The organism is Kitasatospora sp. NPDC057223 (assembly GCF_042669755.1).
In the GTDB taxonomy this organism is placed as follows: domain Bacteria; phylum Actinomycetota; class Actinomycetes; order Streptomycetales; family Streptomycetaceae; genus Kitasatospora.
This window is the reverse complement of the sequence record NZ_JBHUWW010000172.1, coordinates 1-15663: the sequence shown is the minus strand read 5'-3', so window position 1 is coordinate 15663 and position 15663 is coordinate 1. Positions and strand designations below refer to the sequence as shown.

General features: G+C 75.4%; 9 protein-coding genes and 1 pseudogene. 8 read left to right on the top strand and 2 right to left on the bottom strand.

All coding sequences use genetic code 11. The annotated features are described in order from the left end of the window. The first annotated feature begins 484 nt into the window (after positions 1–484). From ACFUK0_RS36190 to cobA, 7 genes are all read left to right on the top strand, one after another. On the top strand, positions 485–1510 hold the full coding sequence (locus ACFUK0_RS36190; protein WP_380257587.1) for a methionine ABC transporter ATP-binding protein: 1026 nt from the start codon (positions 485–487) through the stop codon (positions 1508–1510). Beyond that, positions 1507–2244 (top strand): methionine ABC transporter permease, encoded by a 738-nt coding sequence (locus tag ACFUK0_RS36185; RefSeq protein ID WP_380257585.1) that lies wholly within the window; start codon positions 1507–1509, stop codon positions 2242–2244. The genes ACFUK0_RS36190 and ACFUK0_RS36185 overlap by 4 nt, the downstream gene beginning before the upstream one ends. A 57-nt stretch (positions 2245–2301) precedes the next feature. After that, entirely contained in the window at positions 2302–3129 is an 828-nt protein-coding gene (locus ACFUK0_RS36180; protein WP_380257583.1) for a MetQ/NlpA family ABC transporter substrate-binding protein, read from the top strand. Between the two features lie 202 nt (positions 3130–3331). Continuing rightward, the gene (locus tag ACFUK0_RS36175; protein WP_380257581.1) at positions 3332–3961 is read left to right on the top strand and encodes a GNAT family N-acetyltransferase; all 630 of its coding nucleotides are present in this window, start codon (positions 3332–3334) and stop codon (positions 3959–3961) included. A 181-nt stretch (positions 3962–4142) separates the two neighbouring features. Beyond that, positions 4143–5438, top strand: coding sequence for a precorrin-6y C5,15-methyltransferase (decarboxylating) subunit CbiE (gene cbiE, locus ACFUK0_RS36170; protein ID WP_380257579.1), 1296 nt, complete (start codon positions 4143–4145; stop codon positions 5436–5438). A gap of 466 nt (positions 5439–5904) precedes the next feature. Next, complete coding sequence (gene cobT / locus ACFUK0_RS36165; protein WP_380257577.1) at positions 5905–9480, top strand: nicotinate-nucleotide--dimethylbenzimidazole phosphoribosyltransferase; 3576 nt, start codon at positions 5905–5907, stop codon at positions 9478–9480. A 108-nt stretch (positions 9481–9588) separates the two neighbouring features. Beyond that, a complete protein-coding gene (gene cobA, locus ACFUK0_RS36160) occupies positions 9589–10863 on the top strand; it encodes a uroporphyrinogen-III C-methyltransferase (protein ID WP_380257575.1) in 1275 nt (424 codons plus the stop codon). Between the two features lie 40 nt (positions 10864–10903). Here the strand turns inward: cobA and ACFUK0_RS36155 are convergent, their stop codons facing one another. Then, complete coding sequence (locus ACFUK0_RS36155) at positions 10904–13693, bottom strand: SpoIIE family protein phosphatase (RefSeq protein WP_380257573.1); 2790 nt, start codon at positions 13691–13693, stop codon at positions 10904–10906. A gap of 123 nt (positions 13694–13816) precedes the next feature. Here ACFUK0_RS36155 and ACFUK0_RS36150 point away from each other — a divergent pair, with 123 nt between their 5' ends. After that, on the top strand, positions 13817–14623 hold the full coding sequence (locus tag ACFUK0_RS36150) for a TrmH family RNA methyltransferase (RefSeq protein WP_380257571.1): 807 nt from the start codon (positions 13817–13819) through the stop codon (positions 14621–14623). 28 nt (positions 14624–14651) lie between these two features. Here the strand turns inward: ACFUK0_RS36150 and ACFUK0_RS36145 are convergent. Then, positions 14652–15663: pseudogene (locus tag ACFUK0_RS36145) on the bottom strand (hypothetical protein); the annotation flags it as partial.

Here is a 15663-nt window from a genome sequence, read left to right as displayed (position 1 = left end):
GCGACCCGGCCGGGCGCCGGAGTGCTTGGCACCACTGAACCGTGTCCGCATTTCGGACTCTGAGTCCTGTTATGTGGGATCGAATCGGACAATCTGATTTACTTGCACCCATGACTGCGACGACGAACTGGACCCCCACCGGCACCACGCCGGCAGGTGAGCGAGCCATGTGCCGTCCCATGTGTCACTGCTGAGGGCCACCGCCGCAGCCTCGCGCCCCGAAGCGAGAACCCCCGCCGCTCCCGTCGCGGAGCGCCGTCCGGACCCACCTCCCACCTGCACCGCCTTCGCCCCGCACCGGCGGGACGGGCCCCCGCGCCGCTGACCCGTAAGGGCCACGTCCCCGCGCGGCCCGGCTGCCCAGCGGCCAGGATCAAGGGGTGGCAGGCCCGGAACCACCCTCACCGGCGATTCGCCGTACGTCACCGGCCGCACCCCGGCCCGGTGGCCTCACGCCGTCCGCCCCCGACCCCCGGAAGCAGCTGTGATCACCACCACGGACCTCACGAAGGTCTACAGGGCCCGCGGCCGCGAGGTGACCGCCCTCGCCGGCGTCGACCTGCACGTCCGCGAGGGCGAGGTCTACGGAGTCGTCGGCACCAGCGGCGCGGGCAAGAGCACGCTGATCCGCTGCGTGAACATGCTGGAGCGCCCCAGCGCCGGCACGGTCACCGTGGACGGCCTGGACCTCACCGCCCTCGGCGGCCCCGAACAGCGTGCCGGACGCGCCCTGCGCGAGGCCCGCCGACGGATCGGCATGGTCTTCCAGCACTTCAACCTGCTCGCCTCGCGCACCGTCCAGGAGAACGTCGAACTCCCGCTGGAGATCATCGGCCTGGACCGCGGGCAGCGCCGCCGCAAGGCCGCCGAACTGCTCGACCTGGTCGGCCTCACCGACAAGGCCCGCAGCTACCCGAGCCAGCTCTCCGGCGGCCAGAAGCAGCGCGTCGGCATCGCCCGCGCCCTCGCCGGCGACCCAAAGGTGCTGCTCTCCGACGAGGCGACCTCGGCGCTCGACCCCGAGACCACCCGGTCCATCCTCAGGCTGCTGCGCGACCTCAACCAGCAGCTCGGCCTCACCGTGCTGCTGATCACCCACGAGATGGACGTCATCAAGTCCGTCTGCGACTCGGCGGCGCTGATGCGCGGCGGCCGGATCACCGAGTCCGGCGCGCTGACCGACCTGCTCGCCACCCCCGGCTCGGAGCTCGCCCGCGAGCTCTTCCCGCTCAGCGAGTTCGGCTCCGGCCACCCCGGCGGGACGGTCCTGGAGATCACCTTCCAGGGCGACAGCTCCGCCCAGCCCTTCGTCTCCCAGCTCGCCCGCACCTACCAGATCGACATCAACATCCTCGGCGCCGCGGTCGAGACCATCGCCGGCCGGATGGTCGGCCGGATGCGGGTCGAACTCTCCGGCAGCCACCAGGACAACGTGGTGCCGATCGGCTTCCTGCGCGAGCAGGGCCTGCAGGTGGACGTGCTCGGCACGGCGGACGGAGCAGCGGCATGACCTGGGACCAGATGCTCGACCTGATCCGCCCCGCCACCCTGGAGACCTTCCAGATGGTCGGCGTCGCCACCCTCGCCACCGTGCTGCTGGGCCTGCCGCTCGGCATCCTGCTGGTGGTCACCGCCAGGGGCGGGCTGCTGCAGAACCTGACGGTCAACAAGATCACCGGAGCCGTCGTCAACGTCGGCCGCTCGCTGCCCTTCGTGATCCTGATGGTCGCCCTGATCCCCTTCACCCGGGCGATCGTCGGCACCTCGATCGGCTGGCAGGCCGCCACCGTGCCGCTGGCCGTGGGCGCCATCCCGTTCTTCGCCCGCCTCGTCGAGACCTCCGTCCGCGAGGTCGACGGCGGCCTGGTCGAGGCCGTCCAGGCGATGGGCGGCAGCACCTGGACGATCGTCCGCAAGGCCCTCCTGCCCGAGGCCCTGCCCGCCCTCGTCGCCTCCCTGACCACCACCGTCATCGCGCTGATCGGCTACTCCGCGATGGCCGGCACCGTCGGCGGCGGCGGCCTCGGCACCCTCGCCATCAACTACGGCTACCTGCGCTTCGAGACCGGCTTCATGTGGGTCATCGTCGCCGAACTGGTCGTCATCGTGACCGCTATCCAGCTCATCGGGGACCTCGCCGTCCGGCGGCTCTCCCACCGCGGCCGGACGGCCGGCCGCACGCGGCTGCTGCGCCCGCGAGGCGGCGCGCCCACCGCACCCGGCGACGACCTCGTCGCCCACTGACCACACCCCGCCCGACCCTCGGTGCGGCTCCCCGCACCACGCAGAAAGGCACTTTTCGTGCGCAACGCCCTGAAGATCACCAGCGTCCTCGCCACCGCCGGCCTCGCCCTGTCCGTCGCAGCCTGCGGCAGCAGCGGCTCCTCGGCCTCCTCGGACCCGAACGCCGCCCTCACCGTCATCGCGAGCCCCACCCCGCACGCCGAGATCCTGAACTACGTGAAGGACAACCTCGCCGCGAAGGCCGGGCTCAAGCTCGACGTGAAGGTCGTCACCGACTACGTGACCCCCAACACGGCCGTCCAGGACGGTTCGGCGGACGCCAACTACTTCCAGCACGTGCCGTACCTGGAGGACTTCAACAAGAAGCACGGCACCGACATCGTCTCCGTCGAGGCGGTGCACCTGGAGCCGCTGGGCCTCTACTCGAAGAAGGTCAAGGCCGCCACCGAGCTGGCCGACGGCGCCACGGTCGGCATCCCGAACGACGCGACCAACGAGGGCCGCGCGCTCAAGCTGCTCGCCGACAACAACGTCATCACGCTCAAGGACGGCGCCGGCACCGCCGCCACGCCCGCCGACGTGACCGGCAACCCGAAGAACCTCAAGTGGAAGGAGCTGGACGCGGCCCAGCTCCCGCGCTCGCTGGACGACGTCGACGCCGCCGTCATCAACGGCAACTACGCGCTCGACTCGGGCCTCAAGCCCGCCACCGACGCCATCCTGCTGGAGAAGGCGGACGGCAACCCGTACGCCAACATCCTCGCGGTGAAGAAGGGCAAGGAGGGCGACGCGCGGGTCCAGAAGCTCGCCGAGCTGCTGCACTCCGACGAGGTGAAGAAGTTCATCACCGACAAGTACCAGGGCTCCGTGATCGCGGCCTTCTGATCCACCCGCCGCACCGCACCGCCGCACCGCACCACCGACCGGGCCCCCGCCGCACCACGGCGGGGGCCCGGTCGGGCAGTATCGGGGGGAAGAGGCGGCCGGCGGCGTTTCTGACGTACCGTCGTGCGGTCCGTGCACCGCGTGACGCCCCGGCTCCCGGCGGGGCGTACGGTGTGTCCACGACCCGGCGAGGAGAGACGGCATGGCAGCGAGCTTCCCCGAGACCGCCATCAGCACCGAACGGCTGCTGCTGCGCCCCCTTGAGGACGGCGACGCCCCCGCCCTGGCCGAGCTGATGGCCGACGAGCTGGTGCACGCCTGGACGGACTTCCCCCAGCCCTTCACCGAGACGCACGCCGTCGAGTGGGCCCGCACGCTGGCGCCCGCCCACCGCGCCGCCGGCCGCGGGATCACCTTCACCGTCACCGAGCACCTCACCCAGCGGGTGGTCGGCGCCGTCGAGCTGCGCAACACCGACTGGCGGCTGCGCACCACCGAGATCTGCTACGTCACGGCCCCCTGGGCACGCGGCGAGGGCTACGCGCCGGAGGGCGTCCTCGGCGTCGCGCAGTGGCTGTTCGAGGACCGGGGATTCCTCCGCCTGGAGCTGCGTACGGCGGCCGGGAACACCGCCGGGCAGCAGGTCGCCCAGAAGGTGGGCTGCATCAGCGAAGGCGTCCTGCGCAGCGCCTGGATAGTGCGCGGCGGCGAGCCCGGCGGCGCGCCGGGGGAGAGCCGCAGCGACCTGATCCTGTGGAGCCTGCTGCCCGAGGACATGGAGGTCCCGGCCGGCTACGGCTGGGCCGACGAGCCGTACCTGCTGCGGGACTGACCCCGCCCGGCCCCCGGCCGGCGGGACACGTGTGCGAGTTGCCGCCGCCGGGGCCGAGCGCACGCGGTAGCCTCAGCTCCTGGACGGACCCGGCCGGGTCCGGTGGCCCGGGGGCCACCCCGGTCCGTTCCGCGCAGCGCACCGAGTCCGGGTGCCACGAGTCCGAGGAGACCAGCCGCAGATGGCTGACCGGATCACGGTCATCGGGTGGGACGGCACACCGCTGACCGAGGCCGCCGCCGCGGCCCTCGCGGCAGCGACCCTGGTCGCCGGAGCGCCCTACCAGCTCAACGCACTACCCGTCCCGCCCGGTGCCGAGCGGATCGCCCTCGGCAGCGTCCAGCTGGCGGCCCGTCGGATCGCCGAGCACCGGGGCGCGGCCGTCGTGGTCGCCGAGGGCGACCCGGGGTTCTTCGGCGTCGTCCGCACCCTGCGCCGGCCCGAGTACGGCCTCGAACTGGAGGTGCTGCCCGCCGTCTCCTCGGTGGCCGCCGCCTTCGCCCGCGCCGGGATGCCCTGGGAGGACGCGCAGGTGGTCAGCACGCACGGCGGCCGGCTGCGCCGGGCGGCGAACGTCTGCCGGGCCCACCCCAAGGTGGCGGTGCTCACCGCCACCGGCGCCGGACCGGCCGAACTGGCCCTGATGCTGCGCGGGGTGCACCGCACGTTCGTGGTCTGCGAGGGGCTCGGCACGTCGGACGAGGACGTCACCGTGCTGACCTCCGACCGCGTCGCCGACCACCTCTGGCGCGACCCGAACGTCGTCCTGGTGATCGGCGGCAACGGCCCGCAGGCCGGGGCGGCGGGGGAGGCGGCGGGCTGGCTCGCCGGGCGCCCGGTGGGGTTCCCCGGCGCGGACCGGGGCTGGGCGCTGCCCGCCGACGCCTACACGGGCGCCGGGCGCACCGGGGCGAGCGGCGGGCGCGCGGGAGAGAGCGCGGGCGCGCCCGACCCGCTCCCCGCGCACGTCCGCGCGCTGGTCCTGGCCCGGCTCGGCCCCAGGCCGGGGGACCTGGTGTGGTCCGTCGGCGCGGGTACCGGCGCACTGGCGGTGGAGGCAGCGCGCTTCGGGGCCGCCGTCGTCGCGGTCGAGGCCGACCTCTCCGCCTGCGCGCAGATCGCGGTCAACGCCCGCCGCTACGGCGTCGAGGTGGAGACCGTCCACGGTGGCGGCACCGAAGTCCTCGGCAACCTGCCGGAACCGGACGCCGCCGTGATCGAGACGGGCGGCGCCGAGGTGGTGCGGGCGGTGCTCGCGCGCCGGCCGGAGCGGATCGCCGCGGTCGCCCGCACCCTCGCCGAGGCCGAGGAGATCCGGACGGCGATCGCCGGCGCCGGGTACCGGGCGGACGGCGCGCTGCTGCAGGCGACGCCGCTGCTCGCCGTACCGCAGTCACCCCCGGGCCGGGCCGCCGCGGGGCTCGCGCTGGGGGCGGCCGGCCAGAGCGTGCTGATCTGGGGCGAGCAGGGCAGCTGAGCCCGCCGCCCGCCGGGCGGTGATCCAGGTCGCATCCGGACAGGGATTCGAGAGGTGGCCGCTCCAGGCCGGTAGTGTGGCGGTCGGGGCCGGCCGTGCCAGTTGTCGACTTTCGCCCGATCCGGTGCGTTTGTCGACTTTTTGACGTGGCGCAACCCCCCTGTGCTCGAAGTACGGGCAATTCGACGGGCCGCCTGCCGGACCGGGAGAATGCCGTAGGGTCCGGTGCGATCGTGCCGGTTGCCCGGGGTTGTCGTTATTTCAGATGGCGCACCGCCTTCGACGGGCGGGGCGCAGGCCGGGGTGCCGCAGCGCGCCGGAGGATCTACGGCCGCAGCGCTCCGGCGCGGCGGCCGCGTGTGGTTGAGGGGCGGGCCGGAACCAAGGCCGGCCCGTGTGCGGATGGGCGCTGCGGTCGGTGATCGCGTCGCCAAGGGCGCGGCAGCGGCCTGGAAGGAGCTTTGACATGACCGATGGCGGCCACGTCCCCAGCGAGGGACTGCCGGAGCACCAGCTCGCCGGGTCCGACCCGGCAGGCCGGCCGGAGGGCGTCGCGGTACCCGTCGCCCCGGCGCACGGAGTCGCGGTGCAGGGTGCAGCGGTGCACGCAGTCGCCGGGCAGGGGGGCATCGTGCACGGCATCCCGGCACAGGGCTACCCCCAGCCGGCCCCGTCGGCCGGTGCACCCGCGCACGGCACGGCTCCGGCGGGCGCCGAGCCCGGCCTCCAGCGCCCGGGCTTCACCTTCCTCGACCAGCCGGACCAGCGTGACCCGCTCGACGACGAGGACGACCTGTTGCTGATGCCCGGCCCGCAGGGTTCGTGGAGCGAACCCGTCGTGCTCGGCGCGCCCGACCCGGCGCCCGGCGCCGACGGCCTGCCCGGCATCGACACCGTCGCCCTGCGGGCCGTGGGCGAGCAGCCCGCCGGCACCCCGGTCGAGCCGTCCTGGCCGCCGCTCGCACCCCCGGTCGCACCGCCGGTCGTCACCACGGAAGCCGCCGCGCCGGTCGCGGAGCCTGCACCCGTGGCCGTGCCCGTGGAGGCCACGCCGGTGGCCCCCGTCCAGGCGGCGGAGCAGCTGACGGCTGCTCAGCAGCCCCGGCGTCCGCTGCACGCGGGCCCGCCGATCCCGGACCCGTCGCTGATGACCGGCCATGTGCCGGTCCGCTCGCTCGCCGACCGCGGCCCCTCCCAGGGCGCCACGCCCGCCCACGGAGTACGGGTCGTCGCCCGGCCCGAGCAGCCGCAGGCCGGGCAGCCGCAGCCGGTGCAGCCGCAGGCCGCGCCGCCCGTGGCCGTGGCCGCGGCCGTGGCTCCGCCTGTGGTGTTCCTCGAAGCGGCCGCTGCTGCCGCAGCGCCCGTCGCCGCGCCGCCCGTGGCCGAACAGGTGGTCGCCGAGCCCGTCGTCGCCGAGGCACCGGTCGTCGAGCAGCCCGTGGTCGAGCAGCCCGTGGTCGAGCCGCAGCCGGCGGTCGAGCCCGTCCCGGCCGCCCAGCCGCCGGTGGCCGAGCAGCCGCAGGTCGTCGAGGCCGCGCCCGCTGCCGGCCTCCCGTCCGCCCCGGTCGAGGCCGTCGCGGTCGAGCCGGCCGCCGCCGAGCCCGCTGCGGTCGCTCCCCAGCAGCCCCAGGCCCAGGCCCAGCCCCAGCCCCAGCCCCAGCCCCAGGTCCAGCCCCAGGTCCAGGCCCAGCCGGTGGCGGCCGCGCCGCAGTCGCGCCGGATCTCGGCCTTCCTGGCCGCCCCCACCCCGCACGGCCTGCCCACCGTCGAGGCGGTGGCCCCCGTCGCGGAGGCGGCTCCCGAGGTGCCGGAGCAGCTGACGCCCGCTCAGCCCGAGGCCGCCCCCGAACCCGTCCTCGAACCCGTCCTCGAAGCCGAGCCCGCACCCGAAGCGCCGGCCGAGCCGGTGGCGGCCGCTCCCGAGACGGCGGCCGGCACCGGGGACATGGCGTCCGCCGAGCCCGCCGCCGACCCGCAGACGCCCGAGGCCCTGTCGCCCGAGGCCCAGCCGGAGCCGGTCACCGAGCCGGTCACCGAGCCGGCCCCGGAGCCGGTCACGTCCGAGGTGCCCGCCGCCGGCCTCGTGACGGTCGTCGCCGAGGCGCCGGCCGAGCAGGACCCCGACACCGAGGAGAGCACGGCCATCGCCGGAACCGAGACCACCGGCAGCACCGGCAGCACTGGCAGCACCGGCGGCGACACCGTCGAGGGCGTCATCGAGGCACCGGCACCGGCAGAGGCCGAGGTGGTGGCCCGAGCGGAAGCCGAGGCAGAGGCCGAGCCGCGTCCGCCGGCCGCGCCGGGGTACGACGAGGCCGGCCGCGAGGCCGTGCACCAGGTGATCCGCGAGCGCCGCGACGTCCGCAACGGCTTCCGCCCCGACCCGATCCCGCACGAGGTGCTGATCCGGGTGCTGGAGGCGGCCCACACGGCGCCCAGCGTCGGCTACTCCCAGCCGTGGGACTTCGTCGTCATCCGCTCGGCCAAGACCCGCCGCAGGATGCACGAACTGGCGGAGCGCCAGCGCGAGGCGTACGCCGACTCGCTGCCCAAGGGCCGGGCGAAGCAGTTCAAGGAAATCAAGATCGAGGCCATCCTCGAAACGCCGGTGAACATCGTGGTCACCGCCGACCGCACGCGCGGCGGCCGGCACACCCTCGGCCGGCACACCCAGCCGCAGATGGCCCCGTACTCGGCCGCCCTCGCGGTGGAGAACCTCTGGCTGGCCGCCCGCGCCGAGGGCCTCGGCGTCGGCTGGGTGAGCTTCTTCGACGAGGACGAGATGGTCCGGGAGCTGGGCCTGCCCGAGCACCTGGAGGTCGTGGCCTACCTGTGCGTCGGGTACGTCGACTCGTTCCCGGCCGAGCCGGAGCTGCAGCAGCAGGGCTGGGCGAAGAAGCGCCCGCTGTCCTGGGTCGTCCACGAGGAGCAGTACGGCAACCGGGCCCTGCCCGGCGAGGAGCCGCACAGCCTGCTCGCCGACACCCTGCGCGGCATCCGCCCGCTGGACGCCAAGGCGCTCGGCGAGGCCTGGGACCGGCAGAAGCGGATGACCAAGCCGGCCGGTTCGCTCGGCATGCTGGAGATCATCTCGGCGCAGCTGTGCGGGCTTTCCCGCAAGTGCCCGCCGCCGATCCCCGAGCCCGGCTGCGTGGCGATCTTCGCGGGTGACCACGGCGTGCACGCCCAGGGCGTCAGCCCCTGGCCGCAGGAGGTCACCGCGCAGATGGTGGCCAACTTCCTGGCCGGCGGCGCCGTGATCAACTCCTTCGCGAAGCAGATCGGCACCGAGGTCGTCGTCGTCGACGTCGGCGTGAAGAGCGAGCTGCCGGACGCGATCCAGTCCGGCCGGACCACCGGCCTGCTGCCCCGCAAGGTGAAGCCCGGCACCGACGACATGACCCAGGGCCCGGCGATGAGCCGGGAGGAGGCGCTGAAGGCGATCGAGGTCGGTATCGAGACCGCCCGCGACCTCGTCGCGGCCGGCAACAAGATCCTGATCACCGGCGACATGGGGATCGGCAACACCACCGCCTCGGCCGCCCTGATCTCGGTCTTCGCCGGCCTCGACCCGGCCGAGGTCACCGGCCGCGGCACCGGCATCGACGACGCGATGCACGCCCACAAGATCGAGGTGGTCCGCGCCGCGCTGGCCCTGCACCAGCCCGACCCGAGCGACCCGATCGGCGTCCTGGCAGCCGTCGGCGGCCTGGAGCACGCCGCGATCGCGGGCTTCGTGCTGGGCGCTGCCTCGCTGCGCACGCCCGTCATCCTGGACGGCGTCATCGCGGGCTCGGCGGCCCTGGCCGCGAAGGCCATCGCCCCCGAGGTGCTGGCCGCGTGCATCGCCGGCCACCGCTCGGCCGAGCCCGGCCACCAGGCCGCGCTGGCGAAGCTCGGACTGCGTCCGCTGATCGACCTCGACCTGCGGCTCGGCGAGGGCACCGGCGCGCTGCTGGCGCTCCCGCTGGTGCAGAGTGCGGCCCGTTCGATGCACGATGTAGCCACGTTCGACTCCGCCGGAGTCACCGAGAAGGCCTGACGCCGCCTTGCAGGACCCCGTCACCCGGCCCGAGGGCGCGCCGGGTGACGGGGAGCCGTACCGCACCGTGAAAACCCTCCCCGCCCCGCCCACCCAGGAGCTCCGCCGATGACCGCGCCCACCCCAGCGCCGCAGCCGCACCCGGCACCCCACCCGCACCCCGGCACCGAGGGCCGCACCCCGTACCCGGTCGGCCTGCTGCTCGCCGGCCGCCGCGTGGTCGTCGTCGGCGGCGGCCAGGTCGCACAGCGCCGGCTGCCCGCGCTGATCGCCGCCGGGGCCGACATCCAGCTGATATCGCCGACCACCACCCCCGCGGTGCAGGCGATGGCGGACGCCGGTGAGCTGACCTGGCAGGCCCGTCCCTACGCGGAGGGCGACCTCGCCGACACCTGGTACGTGCTGGTCGCCACCGACGCCCCGGCGGTGAACGCCGCCGTCAGCGCGGAGGCCGAGCGCCTGCGGGTGTTCTGCGCCCGCAGCGACGACGCGGCCGCCGCCACCGCCTGGACCCCGGCCTCCGGCCACGACGGCGGAGTCACCGTCGCCGTGCTGACCGGCGACCCCCGGCACTCCGCCGCGCTGCGCAACGCCGTGGTGGACGGCCTGCGGGACGGCTCGCTCGCCGCCCGGCAGTACCGCGAGCGCACCCCCGGTGTCGCCCTGGTCGGCGGCGGCCCCGGCGACCCGGACCTGATCACCGTGCGTGGCCGCCGGCTGCTCGCCGACGCGGACGTGGTGGTCGCCGACCGCCTCGCCCCGCGCGAGCTGCTCGCGGAGCTGGCGCCGCACGTCGAGGTGATCGACGCCTCGAAGATCCCCTACGGGCGCTTCATGGCGCAGGAGGCGATCAACCGGACCCTGATCGAGCACGCCCGGGCGGGCAAGTTCGTGGTCCGCCTCAAGGGCGGCGACCCGTACGTCTTCGGGCGCGGCGGCGAGGAGCTGCTGGCCTGCGCCGAGGCGGGCCTGCCGGTCACCGTCGTGCCCGGCATCTCCAGCTCGATCAGCGTCCCCGCGGCGGCCGGGATCCCGGTCACGCACCGGGGGATGACCCACGAGTTCACCGTCATCTCCGGCCACGTCGGCCCGGACGAGCGCTCGCTGACCAACTGGGAGGCCGTCGCCGGGATGAGCGGCACGCTCGTCCTGCTGATGGCGGTCGACAAGATCGGTGCGATCGCCGCCAAGCTCGTCGAGCACGGCCGGGCGGCCACCACCCCGGTCGCCGTCATCCAGGAGGGCACCACCGCGGGCCAGCGCCGGATCGACGCGACCCTGGGCACCGTCGCCGCGACCGTCGCCGCCGAGCAGGTCCGCCCGCCCGCCGTGATCGTGATCGGCGAGGTCGTCGACGTCCTGGCAGCGGCCTTCAAGGCCTGACCCGTAATGCCTCCGGCCCGGGTGGAGCACTCCACCCGGGCTAGCGCAGCGGCTGCTCCGTCCAGATGACCTTGCCGGTGCCGGTGTACCGGGTGCCCCAGCGGTCCGCGAACTGGGCCACCAGGAAGAGGCCGCGCCCGCCCTCGTCGGTGCTGGCCGCGTAGCGCAGGTGCGGCGAGGTGCTGCTGGTGTCGGAGACCTCGCAGATCAGCGTGCGGTCGCGGAGCAGCCGTACCCGGATCGGGCCGCTGGCGTAGCGGATCGCGTTGGTGATCAGCTCGCTCAGGATCAGCTCGGTGACGAACGCCGCCTCGTCGAGGCCCCACTGCGCCAGCTGCCGGCTGACGGCCGCCCGCACGCCGGACACGGCGGCCGGGTCCGAGGGCACCTCCCACTCGGCGACCCGGTCGGCGGCCAGCCCCCTGGTACGGGCGACCAGCAGCGCGATGTCGTCCGTCTGCGGTACCGGCAGCAGCGCGTCCAGGACGTCGGCGCAGGTCTCCTCCGGGCTGCGGCCGGGCCGGGCCAGGGCGTCGCGCAGCAGGTCCAGGCCGACGTCGATGTCCCGGGTGCGGTCCTCGACCAGGCCGTCGGTGTAGAGCACCAGCAGGCTGCCCTCCGCCAGCTCCAGCTCCGCCGTCTCGAACGGCATCCCGGCCAGCCCCAGCGGCGGCCCGGCGGGCAGCGAGGGGTACTCGACGGTGCCGTCCGGATGCACCACCGCCGGAGGCGGGTGCCCGGCCCGTGCCAGGGTGCAGCGCCGGGAGACCGGGTCGTAGACCGCGTACAGGCAGGTGGCGCCGGTCACGGCGACCTCGCCGGGGTTGGCCGACTCGTCCAGGTCGATCCGGTTGACCAGTTCGTCCAGGTGGCCGAGCAGCTCGTCGGGCGGCAGGTCCAGCGACGCGAAGTTGTGGATCGCGGTGCGCAGCCGCCCCATCGTCGCGGCGGCGTGCAGGCCCTGGCCGACCACGTCGCCGACCACCAGCGCGACCCGCGCCCCCGGCAGCGGGATCACGTCGAACCAGTCCCCGCCGACCCCGGCCTGCGCCGGCAGGTAGCGGTGCGCGACGTCCAGCGCGTCCTGCGGCGGCAGTCTGCGCGGGAGCAGGCTGTGCTGGAGCGTGACGGCCATCGCGTGCTCGCGGGTGTAGCGGCGGGCGTTGTCGATGCAGACCGCCGCGTGCGCGACCAGCTCCTCGGCCAGCGACAGGTCGTCCTCCTCGAACGGCTCGGCCCGCTCCGAGCGCCAGAACCGGACGACGCCCAGCAGCACCCCGCGGGCCCGCAGCGGGATCCGGACCAGTGAGTGCACCCCGTACGCCAGGATCCGCTCGGCGCCCGCCGGGTCCTGGCTCCGCCAGGCGGTGGCCGCCCCGAGGTCCGTCTCCAGGACGGGTTCCCCGCCGGCCAGGCTCCGCGCCAGGTGCGAATCCGGGACGACGTCGACGACCGCGCCCACCGGCTTGAACGGCGCCCCTTCGGCCACCCCGGCCACCCCGGCGAACGCCGCCCGGCGCATCCGGCTGACGGCGCTGCCGCCCGGCGGCTCGTCCCCGTCGAGCACCTGTTCCGCCAGGTCGACGGTGACGAAGTCGGCGAAGGCGGGCGACATCACCTGGGCGAGCTCCTCGGCCGTCCGGGTCACGTCCAGCGTGCTGCCGATGCTCACCCCGGCCTCGTACAGCAGCCGCAGGCGCCCGCGCGCCAGGTCGGCCCGGCCCGCCAGGCCGAGCAGCTCGGTCGAGTCCCGCAGGGTGGCGACGCTGCCGGCCGGCCCGCCGTCGCGGTCGGTCGGCCGGACGCTCACCGCGATCAGCCGCCCGCCGGCGGGCACCACGTCGTCGGTGACGGCGCGGCCCGAGGCGAGCAGCCCGGCCATCGCCGGGGCGAGGCCGACCCGGGTGACGTGCCTGCCGTCCGCGTCCGGCGGCAGGTCGAGCAGCCGGCGGGCCTCGTCGTTGGCGAGCAGCAGCCGGCCGCTGCCGCTGAGGATCAGCACGCCCTCCCGGACGGAGTGCAGCACCGCGTCGTGGTGCTCGTACATCCTGGTCATCTCGGCCGGGTCCAGGCCGTGCGTCTGGCGCCGCAGCCGCCGGCTCACCAGCGCCGTCCCGCCGGTGGCGAGCAGCAGGGCGCCCGCGGCGGCGCCGAGGACGATCGGCAGCTGGCGGTCGGAGGCACTGGAGACCCGGTCGATGGTGATCCCGGCCGACACCAGGCCGACCACCCGGCCGGTGGGCGCGGTCACCGGGACGACGGCCTGCACCAACGGGCCGATGGTGCCGACGATCCGCTCGGTGACCACCCCGCCGGCCAGCGCGGGCCCGGTGGTGCCGACGAACTTCTTCCCGATCCGGTCCGGCAGCGGGTGGGTGTACCGGATGCCGTCGGTGTTCATGACCACCACGAAGTCCACCCCGGTCTGGATCCGGACGGACTGGGCCTTCGGCTGGAGGATCGCGGTCGGGTCGGGACTCGCGAGTGCCTCGACGATGCCGGGCGAGTTCGCGAAGGTCTGCGCCACGGCGACCGAGCGGGTGCGGGCCTCCTCCACGCTGTCCCGCTCGGACTGCAGCACCAGGGCCACCACGGCCGCCCCGACGAGCAGCAGTACGACGACGACCTGCAGTGCGAAGACCTGCCCGGCCACGGTGAGCCCGCTGGACGCCGCACGGAACCGCCGCCCCGGCGTCCGCCTCGCTGACGGGCTCCCGGGGCGTCCCGGCGAATCGCGTGGTGCGCGCGCGTGCTCAGGCCGGTCGTCCGGGGAGCCACCGGCCGATCCGTCGGCCGGGTGCCCCCGTGACCGGCCCGGAAAACGGGCCATAAGCCATGTCTACACTCACCGCGGCAGGCAGACCAGAGGGGCACACGGGCCGGCGGGGACGGGTTCCGGCGCCGCTCCGGCCGCGGTTTGGCCTTCGCCGCCCCGAGCGGGCAAGATCGCAGGGTGTCCGAACCCCGCACCGTCACCGACCCCGCCGACCCGCGCCTCGCCGACTACACCGGCCTGACCGACGTCGAACTGCGCCGCCGTCGCGAGCCCGCCGAGGGCCTGTTCATCGCCGAGGGCGAGAAGGTGATCCGCCGGGCGCTGGAGGCCGGGTACCGGATGCGGTCGATGCTGCTGACCCCGAAGTGGCTGGACGTGATGGGTGACGTCATCGCCGCCGCCGACGCGCCCGTCCACGTCGTCGAGGCGGGCCTCGCCGAGCAGGTCACCGGCTACCACGTGCACCGCGGGGCGCTCGCCTCGATGGAGCGCAAGCCGCTGCCGGAGGCCGCCGAGGTGCTGGGCGGCGCCCGCCGGGTCGCCGTCCTGGAGGGCCTGGTCGACCACACCAACCTGGGCGCGATCTTCCGCAGCGCCGCCGCCCTCGGCATGGACGCGGTGCTGCTCTCCCCGGACTGCGCGGACCCGCTCTACCGGCGGGCCGTCAAGGTCTCGATGGGTGCGGTCTTCGCCGTCCCCTACGCGCGTCTCGACCCCTGGCCGGCGGCGCTGGACGCCGTCCGGCAGGCGGGCTTCCGGCTGCTGGCGCTCACCCCGGCCGACGCCGCCGTCCCGCTCGCCGACGCGGCGCCGCACCGGCTGCCGAAGGCGGCCCTGATGCTCGGCGCGGAGGGCGACGGCCTCACCCGCCGGGCGCTGGACGCCGCCGACCAGTGGGTGCGGATCCCGATGGCGCACGGCATCGACTCGCTCAACGTGGGCGCGGCGGCGGCCGTCGCCTTCTACACCGTCACCGCGGGCTGACCGCCCCGGGCGCGGGCCCGGAGGCGGCTCAGCCGCCGGTGCCGCCCGACACCCCGGCGCCCGGCCAGGACTCCTCCAGCGTGCCGTCGGCCCGTACCGAGTAGCGGGTGGAGGAGACGGCGCCGGTCTGCGCGACCCGCTCCTCGCGGACGAGTGACCCGTTGTCGATCCGCCAGCTCGCCACCGCCTGCGGGTTCGCCGCGGAGGCGCGGGCGGCCAGCGGCACGGGGGAGTCCCCGGTGAAGCCGAACAGCTGCACCAGGTCGACCGGCACCGACCCCTCCGCCCGGCGCAGCACCACCAGGGCGGCCGGTGCGCCCCGGTACTGGGCCGGGAGCACCGAGCTGAGCGCGACCTGCGGGCCTTCGGCCCCCGACCGCCCGTCGCGCAGCCGGATGCCCGCGCCGCCCGCCGGGTCGGTGAAGCTGCGGTTGGGCCAGTCCACGGCGGGCAGTGCGGCGGCGGCCGGGCCGAAGCCGCCGTCGGAGGCCGGGGCGCCGCTGCGGACGGCGGCGGCGAGCGCGGCGGAGGACTGCGTGGCAGGTGACTGGACACCCGGCGGGGGGACGCCCGGTGACTGGGTGCTCGGTGACTGGGTGGCGCCGTCCACCGAGAGGCCGCCCGCGACCGTGGCGGCCACGACCGTGCCGGGGCGCCCGCTGCCCTCGTTGTTGCGGTTCTCGCAGCCCTGGGCCGCCGCGATGGCGAGCGCGACCCCGACGGTGACGGTGACGAAGACGATCACCCGCTGCCGCAGCAGCCGCTGCCGGGCCCCGCCCGGCCGGCCGGGCGGCGGGGTGTGCTGACGCTCCCGGGGCGGGCCGCCGCGGCCCGGCGGCGGGGTCGGCTGACGCTCCCTCATCGGGCGGGTGGTGTGCGCGGTCTCGGGGCGGGGCATCGGCGCGGTGACGGGCTGGCCGTACGGCCGCCGGGCCTGCCCGGGGCGCTCCGCGCCGGCCCGGGCGCGGGCCCCGACCGGCGGGCCGGGTGCCCGGCCGGGTGCGGGCACGGCGTCACCGCGGCCCGGTGCGGCCTGCGCC